The sequence below is a fragment of the Alcanivorax sp. genome, assembly GCF_040118815.1.
GTDB lineage: Bacteria > Pseudomonadota > Gammaproteobacteria > Pseudomonadales > Alcanivoracaceae > Alcanivorax.
The window spans coordinates 224,583-240,884 of the sequence record NZ_JBEDTC010000006.1 but is presented as its reverse complement, the minus strand read 5'-3'; the positions used below and the strand labels follow the sequence as shown (position 1 = coordinate 240,884).

The 16,302-nt window shown below is 58.0% G+C and carries 12 protein-coding genes and 1 tRNA gene; 9 read left to right on the top strand and 4 right to left on the bottom strand.

Annotated elements, in window-relative coordinates:
• Window positions 1-40 precede the first annotated feature (40 nt).
• Together ABNH18_RS05090 and ABNH18_RS05085 are read right to left on the bottom strand one after the other, a co-directional pair.
• Complete coding sequence (locus ABNH18_RS05090) at window positions 41-1,840, bottom strand: Ig-like domain-containing protein (RefSeq protein ID WP_349381770.1); 1,800 nt, start codon at window positions 1,838-1,840, stop codon at window positions 41-43.
• Window positions 1,841-1,850: 10 nt separating this feature from the next.
• On the bottom strand, window positions 1,851-2,945 hold the full coding sequence (locus tag ABNH18_RS05085) for an OmpA family protein (RefSeq protein WP_349381769.1): 1,095 nt from the start codon (window positions 2,943-2,945) through the stop codon (window positions 1,851-1,853).
• A gap of 239 nt (window positions 2,946-3,184) precedes the next feature.
• Here ABNH18_RS05085 and ABNH18_RS05080 point away from each other — a divergent pair, with 239 nt between their 5' ends.
• From ABNH18_RS05080 to ABNH18_RS05050, 7 genes are all read left to right on the top strand, one after another.
• Window positions 3,185-5,197, top strand: a complete 2,013-nt coding sequence (locus ABNH18_RS05080; protein ID WP_349381768.1) for a neutral/alkaline non-lysosomal ceramidase N-terminal domain-containing protein — start codon at window positions 3,185-3,187, stop codon at window positions 5,195-5,197.
• Between the two features lie 134 nt (window positions 5,198-5,331).
• Window positions 5,332-5,940, top strand: a complete 609-nt coding sequence (locus ABNH18_RS05075; protein ID WP_349381767.1) for a hypothetical protein — start codon at window positions 5,332-5,334, stop codon at window positions 5,938-5,940.
• A gap of 48 nt (window positions 5,941-5,988) precedes the next feature.
• Window positions 5,989-7,140: a CaiB/BaiF CoA transferase family protein gene (locus ABNH18_RS05070; RefSeq protein ID WP_349381766.1), complete on the top strand. Its 1,152-nt coding sequence runs from the start codon at window positions 5,989-5,991 to the stop codon at window positions 7,138-7,140.
• An 88-nt stretch (window positions 7,141-7,228) separates the two neighbouring features.
• Complete coding sequence (msrA, locus tag ABNH18_RS05065) at window positions 7,229-7,855, top strand: peptide-methionine (S)-S-oxide reductase MsrA (RefSeq protein ID WP_349381765.1); 627 nt, start codon at window positions 7,229-7,231, stop codon at window positions 7,853-7,855.
• Between the two features lie 27 nt (window positions 7,856-7,882).
• Window positions 7,883-8,311, top strand: a complete 429-nt coding sequence (msrB, locus tag ABNH18_RS05060) for a peptide-methionine (R)-S-oxide reductase MsrB (protein WP_349381764.1) — start codon at window positions 7,883-7,885, stop codon at window positions 8,309-8,311.
• 367 nt (window positions 8,312-8,678) lie between these two features.
• A complete protein-coding gene (locus tag ABNH18_RS05055) occupies window positions 8,679-10,190 on the top strand; it encodes a 4-hydroxyphenylacetate 3-hydroxylase family protein (protein ID WP_349381763.1) in 1,512 nt (503 codons plus the stop codon).
• Window positions 10,191-10,250: 60 nt separating this feature from the next.
• Window positions 10,251-10,326 (top strand) — tRNA-Thr (locus ABNH18_RS05050).
• A 104-nt stretch (window positions 10,327-10,430) separates the two neighbouring features.
• Here the strand turns inward: ABNH18_RS05050 and ABNH18_RS05045 are convergent.
• Window positions 10,431-11,495 (bottom strand): transporter, encoded by a 1,065-nt coding sequence (locus tag ABNH18_RS05045; RefSeq protein ID WP_349381762.1) that lies wholly within the window; start codon window positions 11,493-11,495, stop codon window positions 10,431-10,433.
• An 81-nt stretch (window positions 11,496-11,576) separates the two neighbouring features.
• Window positions 11,577-12,647, bottom strand: a complete 1,071-nt coding sequence (locus ABNH18_RS05040) for an AraC family transcriptional regulator (protein WP_349381761.1) — start codon at window positions 12,645-12,647, stop codon at window positions 11,577-11,579.
• 206 nt (window positions 12,648-12,853) lie between these two features.
• Here ABNH18_RS05040 and ABNH18_RS05035 point away from each other — a divergent pair, with 206 nt between their 5' ends.
• Window positions 12,854-13,285 (top strand): SRPBCC domain-containing protein, encoded by a 432-nt coding sequence (locus tag ABNH18_RS05035; RefSeq protein ID WP_349381760.1) that lies wholly within the window; start codon window positions 12,854-12,856, stop codon window positions 13,283-13,285.
• Between the two features lie 65 nt (window positions 13,286-13,350).
• On the top strand, window positions 13,351-16,014 hold the full coding sequence (locus ABNH18_RS05030) for an efflux RND transporter permease subunit (protein ID WP_349381759.1): 2,664 nt from the start codon (window positions 13,351-13,353) through the stop codon (window positions 16,012-16,014).
• Window positions 16,015-16,302 lie beyond the last annotated feature (288 nt).

Here is a 16,302-nt window from a genome sequence, read left to right as displayed (position 1 = left end):
TGCGGCAGTCAACCACTGCCGCAGGCTAAACGCTGTTACTCTATTCGCAAGGCAAACCAAGCAGCCCGCCCACGGTGCAAACCAGACCGGGAATCAGACCATCTTCAGGGTTCAAGATGTTTTCCAGAGCGGTAATCAGCCCCGGAGATTCGCCGTTCTCAGGGTCACCCAGCAACAGAGCGGAAAGGCCTTGTTCTAGCTGACCATCGATCAGCAAACCTTCTACCGTATCCGCAAGGGTACTGTCGTTAGCAAGCAAGTTGCCCAGGGTGTCGACCAGCTCCTGCTGCTCAAGCCCCAACCCGGACAAGGCGCCACCGTCTTCAAGAAGCAGATCTACAACACCTTGCTGCTCATCGGTACCCACCAGGCAAATAGTGCCCAGAGGAGCCTGACAGTTCGGGTTGTTTTCAGGCTCGATCAGCAGGGCTTCCAGCAGACCGGTTACCCCATCTTCACCAAGAAGACCCTGCAGCCCCGCTTCACCGTTTTCATTGCCCATGAGCAATTCGGTAACGATTGTCTGCAAGCCACCATTGCCTTCATCGTCGCCGAGAATCAGTGTTTGCAAACCTTCCTGCAGGTTACCTTCCAGGAACAGCCCTTCCAGCACGGATGCCAGTGAACCGTCATCATTCTGGAGCAGGTCGACCAGCCGATCAGTCAGAGCATCAGCACCACCGATATTGGAAGCAATCGGTGCCAGCGGGCCTGTTTCAGGGTCCAGCAGCACATCAACCAAGCCACCGTTATGCTCATCGCCACCCAACACACAGATGTTGGAGACTGGCGTGGAGCAGTTTTCCAGATCCAGAACATCGTTGGTGGTTGTGAAGTTGATCACCACGTTTTCGGCCAACGGATCCGCATCCGGGTTTTCAGCAGCGACACCACTCGCATCGATGGTCAGCTGGTAGTCGGAACTTTCCTGCAAACCTTCGTCAGGGGTAAACGTTACTGTCATATCGTCTTCAGACAGTGCACAGGTGCCAGCTACGGTTTCTTCAGCAACGCCGCCATCGCCCAGCTTTTCAAGCACGATAACCGCATCATCGCCTTCACAATCCAACGTCGCTTCATCGATAGGCTGATTGAAGGTCACAGTCGGGTTCACACTGGCGCCAACGGCATCGCCCTCTTCTGGATCGGTGGCTACAACTTCAAGGAAATTGCTCACCCCTGTCTCAAAGTTGAACTCCTGTTCCGTTACCGGATCACCATTACCATCAACCAGCGGCTCACCGTTTTCGTCGGTAAAGATCAGGTACTTCGGATCAAAACCTGCCTGAGCACAAACTTCCGCTTCAATACCATCAATTTCACTGGCATTGATATAGAAGACGTAACTGGTGGAGGCCATCAAGTGAGGCTGTTCAGGAGCAAAGCTTGCCTCATTGCCCGTCACTGCCGGGGTCAACGCCACCGGATCACCGGCCTGCGTTTCCAGCCCGATAAAGGCACTGTTTTCCAGGCTGGTCAGATTCGGTTCGTGAGAGAACGTTGCCTGAATCAGAGTACCCAGGGACACATTGGTAGCTCCGTCCGCCGGAATCACCGAGCCAAGATCAACAGTAAAGTGCTGCTCTGGATCTTCACAGAAGTCTTCCGGACAGGCATCGCCGATCCCATCGCCGTCAGAGTCCGCTTGATCAGGGTTCGGCACGGTAGGACAGTTATCCGTATTGTCCGGCACACCATCGTTATCCTGGTCAGGCTGATTGCCCACCGGGGTGTTACCGCCGCCACTGGAGCCACCTCCATCGGCGCCACAGCCAGCAAGGCCAGCGCCCAGGAACCCTGTCAGCGCAAGCGCCAAGAGAGTTTTCATTTGCTTATTCATATCACAGCTCCTACTGCTCGCTGACGCGGAACTCAACGCGACGGTTCATGGCACGACCGGATGCAGTCTCGTTACTGGCTACCGGAACCACTTCACCATAGCCCTGAGCGCTCAGACGCTCGGCTGAGATACCCTGTTCGATCAAGTACTCACGCACCGCATTGGCGCGACGATCAGACAGATTTTCGTTGTACTCTGCACTACCGGTGCTATCGGTGTGACCAGCGATTTCAACATTGAAGTTGGTTTGTGACTTGAGACCTTTAACCAAACGCTCCAGAGCCGGACGTGAAGTCGCGGTGATCTTGGCAGAGTCCAGTTCGAAACCAATGTTGTTGAACGTAATGGTCTGGTTGGTTAGCAGACAGCCATCACCATCGACCTTGCCACCGGCAATGGTGTTCGGGCACTTGTCGCGGTTATCCGGGATACCATCGCCATCGCTATCGGCAGCGGTCACCTCTACAACCTTTTCGACTTCACGGGTTTCGTAGACGATTTTTTCGACTTCTACGGTTTTGGTACGACCGAGAGGCAGTTCAAGCCCAACGGAGAAGCGCCAGTCGTTAAAACCACCTTCATCTTCAGAGGCTGTGCCGGTGATACCATCAAAGTCGTCGTACATGTAACGGGCTTCAGCGCGCAGTTTCAGACCGCTGTCAAAAAGCGGGCCACTCACCGCACCCAAACCAACATTAGCGTGCAAACTGATGCCATCATCATCATCCGGAACCACGTCGTTATGGATGCCACCGATCTGGCCCACCACGAACGGGGTGAACCCTCTACGATCACCAAAGGCATAAGCCAGACCAGTGGTCAATGAATACTGGTAATAGTCAGTCCCAGCATTGTTACCCGTTTCCATGGTGTAGCCGGCACCTTCCGTCTCCCACCACCAGTGGTCAGACAACTGACGGCCATAGATCAGGCCGCCACCCAGACCGTCGTCTGACAAATCACGGTCGTCATCCAATTGCAAAACGTGGAACATGGGCGCCACATAGTGACGGGTATCGGCTTCTTTCATGCCGTCTTCAGCAATGCCTTGCGTAGCTAAAGCGACGCCAGCTGCCAACATGGATATACGCGTGCTTCCTTTCATGACTACCCCCCTTGGGTATGAATGATCTGTGCAATCATTGGAATAGGTGGAGCAAGAAAAAAAAATAGGCATCCGGTGCCGTTGCGTTGGAGTAATGTTGTGAACCCGTTCATGTTCTTACTTTCTGTATCTAAGCGTATCTTTACGTAGCTTTCACGCCCGTTGAGCAACAAAATGCAGCCGTTTGCACCACACCCCCACCATTGGTACCTTAGTGCAAACTACAATAAGATCCGATTATGAAGACTGCACGCTCACGCCGTATCTACCGCTGGCTGGCCGCCATTGTCACCCTCACCGTTATCGTCGCCCTGGTTCATACCGCCTGGCCTTTTCTATTTTTCCCCCGCCAACAGGTAGACATTCACCTTAGCGAACCACTTGCCGCCGTTCAGACCTCCGTTCCGCTGGCCGGCATTGCAGAACGGGATATCACCCCGCCAATTGGGCTCCCCAAGTTCGGTTATTCCGCTTGGGCCAAGGCCGCTGACGGCTTTCGCACCCGTTTGAAAGCGCGAGCGTTTTATCTCCACGCCCCCGGGCAAACCCCCATGGCCATTGTGCAGCTGGATCTGGGTACCGGTTCCCTACCGCTTCACCATCGCATTGCTGAACGTATCGCAGAGAAAACCGATGTGCCTGCACACGCCTTGTCTTTGCTGGTCACCCACACGCATTCCGGCCCGGGGCAGTACCTGGGCAGTGATTTCTACAATGTTTTCGGCAGCAACAAACCTGGTTTCGACCCGGCCTTGTTTGAATACCTGAGCGAACAAATCGCCGACGCGGTAATCGCGGCCTATGCATCCCGGCAGGAAGCCCGCTTCGCGGTCGGGCAAAGCGATATCCGGGGCTATACCCGTAACCGCGCCATGGGCGCCTGGGCCAATAATTTTCCTGACGGGCAGCATCTGGATGATGACCCGATGATGGCGGTCAACCCCACCATGACCCTGCTGCGCATTGACCAGAAGCAAGGCGACCGCTTTGTTCCTGCCGGTGCGCTTAGCCTTTACTCCATTCATGGCACCGCCATTCCCCCCTTTACCCACCCTTACCACGCCGACGTCTGGCACTGGATCAGTGGCGCTCTTGAAAATGAACTGGCAGGCACAGCCCCCGGCTTTATCCATGGCGCCGCCCAAGCCACCCACGCCGACAATAATCCGGCCTGGCACACAGACCAGCGTGGCGACCTGGAAGCACAGCGTATCGGCATGGCTCTGGGCGAACACGCCATCCAATTGTTTCACTCACTGGATGGGCAGCTCACTAACACACTGGACACCGCCGTCGCCAGCCGCCAACTGAACCTGCTGGACCAAATCGACACAGGGCGCTTCGGACTCTGTGAGCGTGCCATTGCCGGCGCCGCCGTCGCCGGTGCCGCCAATGGCGATGAAGTCTTTCCGATTTCCTACTTGCCCTTTCTTAAGGAAGACTGGCCTCGACGCTTTTTCACCGACAACTGCCAGGGCGTAAAGCAGTGGATGTTGTCCAAGTTGCAACTGCTGTTACCCGCGGAACGCTTCCCCCATCAGGCCCTGTTCCAGATCGTACGGATCAACGAGCTGGTCATCGTGCCGCTGCCTTGGGAAATCACCCTGGAAAGCGGCAATCGCCTGCGCGATGCCGTTACCGATACCCTTCCCGCCGGCACGAACTGGAAAGTGGAAGTCTCCAGCCTGGCCAACGGCTATTTTGGCTATGCCGTCACCCCCGAGGAATACCAGCGGCAATACTACGAAGGTGGCCACACGCTCTACGGCCCCCATACGCTGGATTTTCTGATAGCCCAGAGCAGCGAGCTGAGCCGCGACCTGCAACAGACCGGCGACATCAACGACATTCCCCGCAAGCAGATCTTCTCCCTGCTTGCGCATCAGTACTTTCCTGAAGCACAGCAAACCGCAGCGCCCGCCTCTCTCACGGTAGCCCAATGGCAAGGTCATCCTGCCCACGAGCCCGGCGACCCCACCACCGGCCCTTACTGGCGCATGTCCCTGCTGGCCGCCCCCGCCGAACAGCTGGCCCTCGACACGCTGGAGCTGGCTATTCACTGCCGGGGGCAGCGCGCGACCACCGATGACGGCGCCGCGTTGCAACTACAATGGCAGGAACAACAAAACAGTCAGGACAAATACGAAGTGCGCTGGTACCCCGCCCCCGGGCAGCCGCAAACAGGCTGCCGTTTTGCTTTTTCAGCCGACCCGGCCGCAGCTCCGGCACAGCACTCTCCGGCGATCCCCTAGTGAGCGGTTAAAAGTGGGCGGCTAAAGGCCCGCCAGAACACAAGAGATTGTGCACCAGTTGATGTGGCGCCTGCGTGGCGCTGTTACACTGGGCGCAGCCATTGAAGGCACCGCTCTTGCCGCCGGAGATTTCCATGCGACCGCTTTTTCGATACCTGTTACCCGCCCTCTTCGTTGCCGGCTGCGCCAGCACCACGGACGTGACTACCCGCTTCACCGATGAGGGCAGCCACCCGCCGCAAGATACCCTGCTGCTGGTCGCCCACACCCCGGAAGGCAACATCCGCGAAACCTGGGAATTAACCTGCAGGGATATATTTTCAAGTGATTCGTTGACCGTTTTGCTCAGCCATCAGGAATTACCGTTATGGTATGAAGGCGGAAAAGAACGCATCCTCGACTGGGCGCAAGAAAACGATGTAGAGCGGATTCTGGTGGTCGAGCTGACCCACCTGCTGATAGACGCAGCCGCACCGCCGGCAGCCGGCAACCAGCTCAACCCCATGGAACAATCTGCTGGCGACGTGCAGCCAACCTGGCAAGTCGGAATTGGCGGTGAACTGGCCAAAGACGAGGTACCCGATGCCCTGCGGCAACACGGCGCAGAGCTGATCAATGCCAACGGCAAACCTCTGTGGACCGGTATCGCCACCACCCACGAAGCCAGCAACGCCGTTGCCATTGCCAAAAGCCAGTGCTCGGCACTGCGTCGCAGCTTGCGTGAACAAGCCCTTATTCCCTGACCGGCCAGTGTCCGTCAGGGAACGGTAAAACGGACTCTGACAACGGACATGACCACTATGACAGGCCCACTTAACGGACTGACCTTCATCGAACTGGCCGGCATTGGCCCCGGCCCCTTCTGCGGCATGATGCTTGCCGACATGGGCGCCACCGTTATCCGCATCGATCGCCCCGGCGGCAACCCGCATTCCGCCATCGGCCACACCGTCCTTTTCCGCAATCGCCAGAACCTGGCCGTGGACCTGAAAAGCGCCGAAGGCATCGAAACCGTTCTGAAACTTTGCGAAACCGCCGACGGCCTGTTCGAAGGCTTTCGTCCCGGTGTTACCGAGCGCCTGGGCGTCGGCCCGGAACAGTGCCTGGCCCGCAACCCCAAACTGGTTTACGGCCGCATGACCGGCTGGGGCCAGACCGGCCCGCTGGCCCAAGCCGCCGGCCACGACATGAACTACATCTCCCTGTCCGGGGCGCTGCATGCCATGGGCCGTGAAGGCGAGAAACCCGCCATCCCGCTCAACCTGGTCGGCGATTTCGGCGGCGGCGGCATGATGCTCGCCTTCGGCATGGTCTGCGCGGCTCTGGAAGCCCAGCGCAGCGGCAAAGGCCAAGTGGTAGATTCGTCCATGGTGGAAGGCTCCGCCGCGCTCATGGCCATGTTCTACGGGCTTAAATCCCAGGGCATGTTTACTGACAATCGCGGCACTCACATGCTCGATTCCGGCGCGCATTTCTACGAAGTCTATGAAACCGCTGACGGCAAATATGTCTCCATCGGCAGCATTGAACCCCAGTTCTATGCTCAGCTTTGCCAAATCGCCGAGCTACCCGCAGACGACTTCGGCCATCAAGTAAACCCACCCAAATGGCCGGAAATGAAACAAAAGCTCGCTGCTGTCATCAAACAGAAGACACGGGACGAGTGGTCCGCGCTGATGGAAGGCACCGACGTTTGTTTTGCGCCGGTCCTCAGCCTTGAAGAAGCGCCCTCCCACCCACATAACGTAGCCAGAGAGTCGTTTGTTACCGTCAACGGCGCCGCACAACCGGCTCCCACTCCGCGCTTCTCTCGCAGTGGCGCCGGGGAAGTCAAACCGGCCACCACCGCCGGCGCAGACAGCCGTGCGGTATTGAGCCAGGCCGGCTTCAGCGACAGCGACATTGAGACCCTGATTGCCAGTGGTGCCGTGAGGCAGGATTGACCCCTGCCCTCTCCTCTGGCCGTACTGACGAAACACACCTGCCGGGCCACAAACCTGGCGGGTGTCGATCGACCCCACTGGAGAAACCATGAACGCAGTAATCCCCGGTACATCCCTGGCCATTCACCCGGAACAATTCCCCGATGTGGCCGAAAACCTGCCCGCCGATGGCATCACCAAAGCGGTACTGGGTGGCGGCTGTTTCTGGTGTGTGGAAGCGGTCTATCTGAATCTGGAGGGCGTGAATGCAGTGGTATCCGGCTATGCCGGTGGCCACGCCGCCCGAGCCAATTACGAAGCCGTCTGCACCGGCACCACCGGCCATGCGGAAGTGATCGAAGTGGAATACGATAGCGCCGTAATCAGCTTTGGCGAGCTACTCAAAGTGTTCTTCTCCGTCGCGCACGATCCCACCCAGAAAGACCGGCAAGGCAACGACCGGGGCACGCAATACCGCTCCGCGATTTTTTATCACGATGACACCGAGAAAGCGGTGGCCGAGGCGTACATCCAGCAGTTGAACAACGCCGGTGCCTTTATTGCTCCCATTGCCACCACCGTGGAACCGCTGGACGCCTTTTATCGCGCCGAGGACTACCACCAGGATTTCGCCCGTCGCAACCCCAATCAAGGCTACATAACCCATATAGCCAAACCAAAAGTGGAAAAGCTGATCCAGGCTTTCCCTAACAAACTTAAAGCCCAGACACGTTAACCAGACAAAAACCGAAGGGAGTGCCTGATGACCCAAGCACTGTCCGCCAGCGGCTTCGACCTGACGCCCCTGAGCGAAGAAGAGAAACAGGCCCGCGCACAATCGCTAACCGAAGAAGAACGCCGCATCCTGCTCAACCAGGGCACAGAAGCGCCGTTCTGCGGCGGCCTGCTGGATAACAAGGACGCCGGCACCTACCACTGCAAATTGTGCGACCTGCCGCTATTCAGCTCCAGCGCCAAGTTTGAATCCGGCACCGGCTGGCCCAGCTTTTACCAGCCCAGCGACCCGGAACACATCCGCGAAATACGCGACACCAGCCACGGCATGGTGCGCGTAGAAATTCGCTGTGCCCGCTGCGACGGCCACCAGGGCCACGTCTTCCCCGACGGCCCGCCCCCCACTGGCCAACGCTATTGCCTGAACTCGGCCTCCATGGTGTTCAAGGGACAATAGCCCCCGCCAACCGTAGGGCGGAAATCGGCAACGCCGATCTCCGCCGAAAGAGCGAGTTGAAAGTTCAAAGTGTAAAGTTGAAACGCGAAGCCAAGCCTCCGCCAGCGAGACCTCGTGGTTCCGCGCTTTTGAACTTTACACTTTGAACTTTCAACTGCTTTTAATCGCCCCGCCAGCGACGCCCTCCTACTTCTCGCCGCCCTCAGCGCCACCCTGACTTGACCACAGAGCACAGCTGTACTTTCTGTCATTGCCTTGGATTACACACTGTTTACCATCGGAGATGACTCCCAAGTCACCCAATTCCGATGATATTGCCTGCGCCGCTTACGCCGCAGAGCAGAACAATACGATCCCAGGAGGCACCATGAACGCCGCAGCCCCGGCCCCAGCCCGCGAAGAATCCGCCCAGACCCGATGGGACCGCATCCCGGTCATCAAGAACGGTGACGACTACCTGGCCAGCCTGCGCAATCGCGGCACACGCCTGTTTCTGTTCGGCGAGCTGATTGATGAGCCCGCGGATCACCCGATCATCAAACCCAGTATCAATGCCCTGCGAGCCAGCTACGATTTGGCCATCGACGACCCGGAGCTGGCCACCGCCTGGTCACCGTTGATCGACGCTCAGGTAAACCGTTTTCTGCACATCGTGGAATCCCCCGGCGACTTGGTGAAAAAGAACAAGATGCAACGGCGCATGGGCCAGATTACCGGCACCTGCTTTCAGCGTTGCACCGGCCTGGACACCATCAGCGTGCTGCACTCCGTTACCTACGAAATGGACGAGAAACACGGCACCCAATATCACCAGCGCTATCTGGATTTTCTCAAAGAAGCCCAGCGCAAAAACATCCTGATCGCCGCCGGCATGACCGATCCTAAAGGTGACCGCAGCAAGCGCCCCGCCGAACAGGCAGATCCGGACATGTTCATGCGTGTTACCCGCCGCACCGACAAGGGCATCTACGTAAAAGGCGTCAAGGCGCACATGACCGGCGGCTGGAACCAGCACTGGATCTGCGTGCTACCCACCATGAACCTCACCGAAGGCGACAAGGACTACGCCGTAGTCGGCATGATCCCCGGTGACGCCGCCGGCATCACCTACATCTACGGCCGCCAAAGCTGCGACACCCGCGCCATGGAAGGCGGCGACATCGATCAGGGCAACGCCCAATACGGCGGCCAGGAAGTGCTGGTGTACTTCGACGATGTTTTCATTCCCCACGAACACGTGTTCATGGACGGCGAATACGAATTCGCCCAGGAGCTGGTCACTCGGTTCACCGCTTACCACCGCGCCAGCTATGTCTGCAAAACCGGCCTGGGCGATGTGATGGTGGGGGCAGCAGCGTCCATCGTGGAATACAACGGTCTGGAAAAAGTCAGCCATATCCGCGACAAGCTGGTGGAAATGACCCACCTGAACGAGACAATCTACTCCTCCGGCATCGCCAGTTCCCACGAAGCGAAGAAGATGCCCAGCGGCATCTTCATGAACGACACCATGCTGGCCAATGTATGCAAGCACAACGTGACCCGCTTCCCCTACGAAATCTCGCGACTCGCCCAAGACCTGGCCGGCGGCATCATGGTGACCATGCCCAGCGAGCAGGATCTGGAAAATGAAGAAGCCGGCGACATCATCCGCCGCTTCCTGAAAGGCCGCGAAGACATCCCCACCGAAGACCGCATGCGCATCCTGCGACTCATTGAGAACATGACCCTGGGCCGCAACGCGGTGGGCTACCTCACCGAGTCCATGCACGGTGCCGGCAGCCCCCAGGCCCAACGTATTCAGATACTGCGGGGCATGGATGTGGAAACCAAAAAGTGGCACGCCCGCAAGCTGGCAGGCATCAAACAGGAAGGCTGATTCCTGCTTGCCAGCGCGGGGCGTCCTGCTAGAATAGCGCCCGCCCCGCACAACGGGCATGCCGGGATAGCTCAGTCGGTAGAGCAACTGATTCGTAATCAGTAGGTCCGCGGTTCGATTCCGCGTTCCGGCACCATTTTGAATTCCACAAAAAAGCCGCGCCTGATTATCAGGAGCGGCTTTTTTGTGGGCGCAAATCGCCACCACTTATCCGTAGGAGCGTCGCTCCTACAACACGGTTTATTTCCCGCCGAAGGCTTTCTGCCAACCCAGCGTAAAGGTGTAATCCGTTTCCATCTGCGGGCCATGCAGGGATTGGTGCACTGGTGCCAGGTATTCCAGTGCCAGGCGATGGCCTTTCAGGCTGCCCTGGCGGGCCAGCAGGTTCACGCCCACACCGATATCCAGGCGCTGGCCGCCTTTGGCATCCGGGTCCGCTGCCGGGTTCATCATGGGTGAAATTGTCAGGTCTTCAGCGGCACCGTGAATATCAGACCACCAACGCTTGTATGCGGCCAAGGATACTGACGCCCAGGGGGCAACTGGCTTAGCCGCCCACACGGACAGGTGCTCCCGAGAGCTTAGTTTGTAACCCTGGTCATTCTCTTCAAGGGGAATGCTGGCCCCCACCTGAGCGCCCCAGCTCCAGCTGTCATACTGCTTGTTCAGGGTCAACCCCGGGCGCACTTCATAGCTGCCGGAGCCCAGCTGCATGGGGTACGGCAGCTGCACATCCTGATTCGGCATGGGAACGTAATCTTCTTCGGTGATCGACCCAGTCGGCAAGCCAAAGGACAGGTTCAGATGTAGCCGGTAGCCATCCTGATCCAGAAACTTGTACAGGCCGCCTACGCTTACATCGCCCAGCCCAGCGGTTTCGGTATCAAATTCGCTCTGGGTGGTGTTACCCATCATGGTCATGCGGGTCTTGGTGGTCATTTCCTTAGTGCTGTAGGGCACCATGGCCATGAGCGTCAAGTTGTCCGTGGGTGCATACATGGCGCCAAGCATGTGCATCTGCATGGTCATCTCATACGGCAGGGCTTTCATGTTCATCATGCCCATGCCCGGGATTTCACCAAAGGCTTCATTGGTGCTCAGGGACTCGCTGCCGGATTTCGCGCCGCTCATGCCCATACCCATATAACGGTAAGACAGCATCCACTCGCCCTTGTTATGGGTGTGATCGCCCATCACTGAGATCGGCGCATGGCTATCAGCGCGCGCGCCGTCATAGTGGGCAAGCGCAGCAGGGCTAGCAGTAATGAGAGAAAGAGCAACAGCGGAACAGGCAATACGAGACATGGAATTTCCCCGGCATTGAATCAACGCCCGCAAGGATACGGCGCTGGGGGGAAATGCCAATGTGGCAAAGTGTCACACCAATCAGGCGTGGGAACCCTGAACGGGAGGCTTGCCAGGTTCCTGATGGAAGTCTTTCTGGTACTCCTTGCGGTATTGGCCCGGCGCACAACCCTGCCAGCGTTTGAAGGCATGATAGAAGTTGGCCGTATCGGAAAAACCCAGCTCCGTCGCCAGGCTTTGCATATCACAGCGCGGCTGGCGTAGCGCCTTGCAGGCATGCTGATGGCGCACCTGATCGCGCAACTGTGCAAACCGCGCCCCCTCTTCCTGAAGCCGCCGCTGGAGTGTGCGCGGAGTCATGGCCAGCACATCGGCAACCGCTTCCATGGTCACCGTATACTCACCGAGCAAACGCTCCAGCTGCTTAACCACTTGCCCAGTCACCCCACCGGCCCGGGATAATCCGGCCAGCACCTGGTCCGCAGATTTGCGCAAACGCTCGTTGTATTTCGGGTAGGCACGAGGCAGCGCGGTGCCAAGCAACTCGGCACTGAAGCGGATGGCATTTTGCCCGGCAGAAAACGACAAGGGGCACTGAAAAAATGCCCCATAGCTTTCCAGCTCGTCGGCGCAGGGTTCAGCATGCAGAAAACAGGCACCGGTGAGCGGCATGTCTGCGCCCAGTAGGGAGCGCCCAATGGACAGCATGGTCGCGACCACCACTTCGTTGTGGGTGCGCGTCGCCGTAAAGCGCAAGGTTGGGTCTTTGCTGATCACCGACAACTGCACACTCTTGCCATACAGATCCAGAGAGAAATCCAGATACGGCACCACCAGGTCCTTGTAGCGAAACAGCATACCAATGCCCTGCTCCAGGCTATTGGCGGTGGCCATCAGGTTGCCCAACAGATCCAGGTTGCCATAGTGGTTATCCGCGCCCACATGCAACCCGAATAGAGGATCATCACTTTCAGTAAAGGCGGCATAAAGGAGTGCATCCAGTTGAGTAAGGCTGATAAAACGATCACTGCGGCCGACAATATCCGCATCTATTCCCACCTGCTCGAACAGGGCCTGCACATCCAGCTGGTTACGTAACGAGACTTCAAGAAGCCCCGGCAATATGGACGCCGGTAACAGTGTTGTTGTCATGCTGACTCCTCGCAATCACCCGAAACTAGGCAAAGCCTCCAGACAGGTCAATAACGCCCGCCGGATTGGCCCGTTTTACCGACTGGAGGTTGCTCCCTACTGTGCGTAATCTAGGCCCCTTGGAATTATTGCTTTTGCGCAACCGCACAGGCTTGCGTGTCGCGCTACCCGAAAGCACCTTCACCCAATAAAAACACGGATGCAGCATGCTAAAACGTTACCTGGTCGACGAAGTCACCGACACCCGCGCTTCCCGTAAACAGGCCTTCAAACTGTTTGCCGACGCTGACAACTGGGCCAGCTGGTGCTCGGTAGTCCGCCACGCCCGGCTCCTCAATGGCGGCTGGCGCCCCGGTGCCCTGCTGCTGTTCGTGGCGGACCTGCCCCGCCTGCCGCCGGCGCCGGTGGTAGTGAAGGTGCTGGAGTACAAGGAAAACGAACGCATCACCTGGGGCCTGCAACTGCCCTTCGCCCGCATCATCCACCGCTTCACCTTTATCGACGATGGTCAGGGCGGCTGCCGGGTACATCAGGAAGAGTGGACCGAAGGCTTGTTGACGCTGTTGACCTGGCCCGCCGGCAAACTCATTCACCGTTTCGATACGCGGTTCGCGGCAGAATACGCAGCCATGTTCTGAAACCGTCTGTTCGTTGTATACATAACAAAACTGCAGATCCCCCTGTAACGTAAATCGGAAACGTCATGACTCATCGATTGTTTAACGCCTATTGCCGGGCGGTACTGGCACACCCTGTTTTGTGGCTGGTGCTGCTGGTGCTCATTTGTGGTGTCGCCGCCACGCAGGCCCGCAATTTCAAAATCGATGCGTCCGCGGATTCCATGGTGCTGGAAAACGACAAGGCGCTGGAGTACTACCGCAAGGTCTCCAAGCAATACGGCGGCAGCGATTTCCTCGTCATCACCTACAGCCCCAAAGATAAACCGCTGTTCCAGCAAAACAGCCTGGATCACCTGCAATCCCTGCAGCAGTCGCTCAAAGACGTGGACCGGGTCAGCTCCGTTTACAGCATGCTGGACGTGCCCCTGCTGTTCAGCCCCCAGGTGGAATTCAGCGACCTGGCCAATGAATACCGCACCCTCACCAGCGAAGGGGTAGACCTGTCACTGGCCGAGAAAGAGTTCACTGACGAGAACCCCCTTTACGAAGACCTGCTGGTCAGTGACGACGGCAACACCACTGCCCTGTTGGTGAGCTTCGAGCGGGACCAGAAATATTACGACCTGCTATACAAGCGCAACGACCTGCGAGATCAGCAACGCAACGCCGAGCTGGGTGAACAGGGCCAGCAGGATCTGGCAGATGCCACACGTGCCTTCAGCGACTACAGTAGCCAGATCCAACAACGCACCGCCGGAGAAATCGACCAGGTGCGCGAGATCATGGACAGCTACCGGGACGACGCCAACCTGTTCCTGGGCGGCGTACCCATGATCACCACCGACCTGGTGCGCTTCATCCGCTCGGACCTGAAAGTGTTCGGCGTTGGCGTACTGGTCTTCCTGATCCTCACCCTGTTCGTCATTTTCCGCCGCCCCCGCTGGGTGATCGTGCCGCTGGCCTGCTGCGGCGTCACCGTATTGGCCGTCACTGGCTGGCTGGGCTGGATGGACTGGAAGGTGTCGGTTATCAGCAGCAACTATATTTCCCTGCTGCTGATCATCACCATGTCCATCACCATTCACCTCACCGTGCGCTTTCGCGAACTGCACGAGGAGAACCCGGACGCTAGCCAAAAATGGCTGATCCGCGAAACCGCCGCCCACATGATGCGCCCCAGCATCTACATGATCCTCACCACCATGGTGGGCTTCTCCTCGCTGGTAATCAGCGGCATTCGCCCGGTGATCGACTTCGGCTGGATGATGACCCTGGGCCTGGGCGTGTCCCTGATTGTCTGTTTTTTGGTGTTCCCCGCCCTGCTCGCCCCGCTGTCCGCCGGAAAACCTCGCCAAGGGCGCGATATCAGCCGGGAGCTGACCCTCGCCTTTGCCGGCTTTACCGAACGCCATCGGCCGATTCTGCTGATCGCCGCGCTGGCCGTGATCGCCGCCTCCCTGTGGGGCATCAGCCGCCTCACCGTGGAAAATCGTTTTATCGATTACTTCCAGAAAGACACGGAAATTTATCAGGGCATGCTGCAGATCGACCGTAAACTGGGCGGCACCACCCCGCTGGATATCGTCATCGATGCGCCCAAAGCCACCACCGCGCAGAAAGCCGCTCTCAACCAGCCCGCCACCGGCTGGGATGGCGACAGCATGGACGACAGCGCCAGTGACCCCTTTACCTCAGACGCCATGGCAGATAGCGCTGACGACGAAACAGGCAGTGCCGATCCTTTTGCCGACAGCGATCCTTTCGCCGCAGGCAGCACCAGTGATGATCCTTTCGCTAACGATGCCGGTGCCGACCCATTCGCGTCCACGCCCAAAAAAGCCGAACCCAATCCACTCAAGGGGTCCTACTGGTTCACACCGGCCCGACTGGGCCAGCTGGTGGAGATTCAGGACTACCTGGAATCCCTGCCGGAAACCGGCAAGGTGCTATCCATTGCCACCACCTACGAGGTGGCAGAAAAACTCAACGGCCGCCCGCTCAGTTATGTGCAGTTAATGCTGCTGGCCAGCTTCATTCCCGATGACTTGCGCAGCCAGCTGGTGAAGCCCTACTTGTCTGACGACGGTAACCAGGTGCGCATCAGCGTGCGGGTGATTGATTCCGACAAAAACCTGAACCGCAACGACCTGCTCGCCAAGATTCGCACTGACCTGGAAAGCAACTTCGGCCTGCAAGCGGAACAGGTGCACCTCACCGGCGCCATGGTGCTCTACAACAACATGCTGCAAAGCCTGTTTGACTCCCAGATCAAGACGCTGGGTTATGTGTTTGCGGCGATTCTGTTCATGCTGCTGATCCTGTTCCGCAGCATTCCGGTGGCACTGATCAGCATGGTACCCAGCCTGATTTCCGCCTCACTGGTACTGGGCCTCATGGGTTGGATTGGCCTGCCTTTGGACCTGATGACCATCACCATTACTGCCATCACCATCGGCATCGCCGTGGATGACACGATTCACTACATCCACCGTTTCCACGAAGAGCAGCCCAAAGACAACGACTACGTGGCCACCATGAAGCGCTGCCATAGCTCCATCGGTAAAGCGATGTACTACACCTCGCTCACCATCATTGCCGGCTTCTCGATCTTGGCTCTGTCCAGCTTCAACCCCACCGTCTACTTTGGCCTGCTCACCGGCTTGGCCATGCTGGTCGCCCTGCTCAGCAACCTGACCCTGCTGCCGGCACTGCTGATCACCGTCAAACCCAAACTCAAAGCCGGCTAACCCCTCCCGCCGGCCCCACTGTGGGAGCTTGCCTGCAAGCTCCCACACCCTCCCTATCCCACTGCCCCTCAATATCCCTCTAAACCACGCCCCTCCGTAGGGCGGAAATGGCACAAGTAATCCCCGCCACAATGACAGCAGCACTAAGCGGTTTTTTTGCCCAACAAATGGCAGAATGCTATCAATAGGGACCGAGCGGGGGCTCGGAATACAACAGAGGGAAGGGGTACATCAAGATGTTTCATATTGCAGATTGCAGGGTGCTGCTCTGGTCAATAGCACTAATCT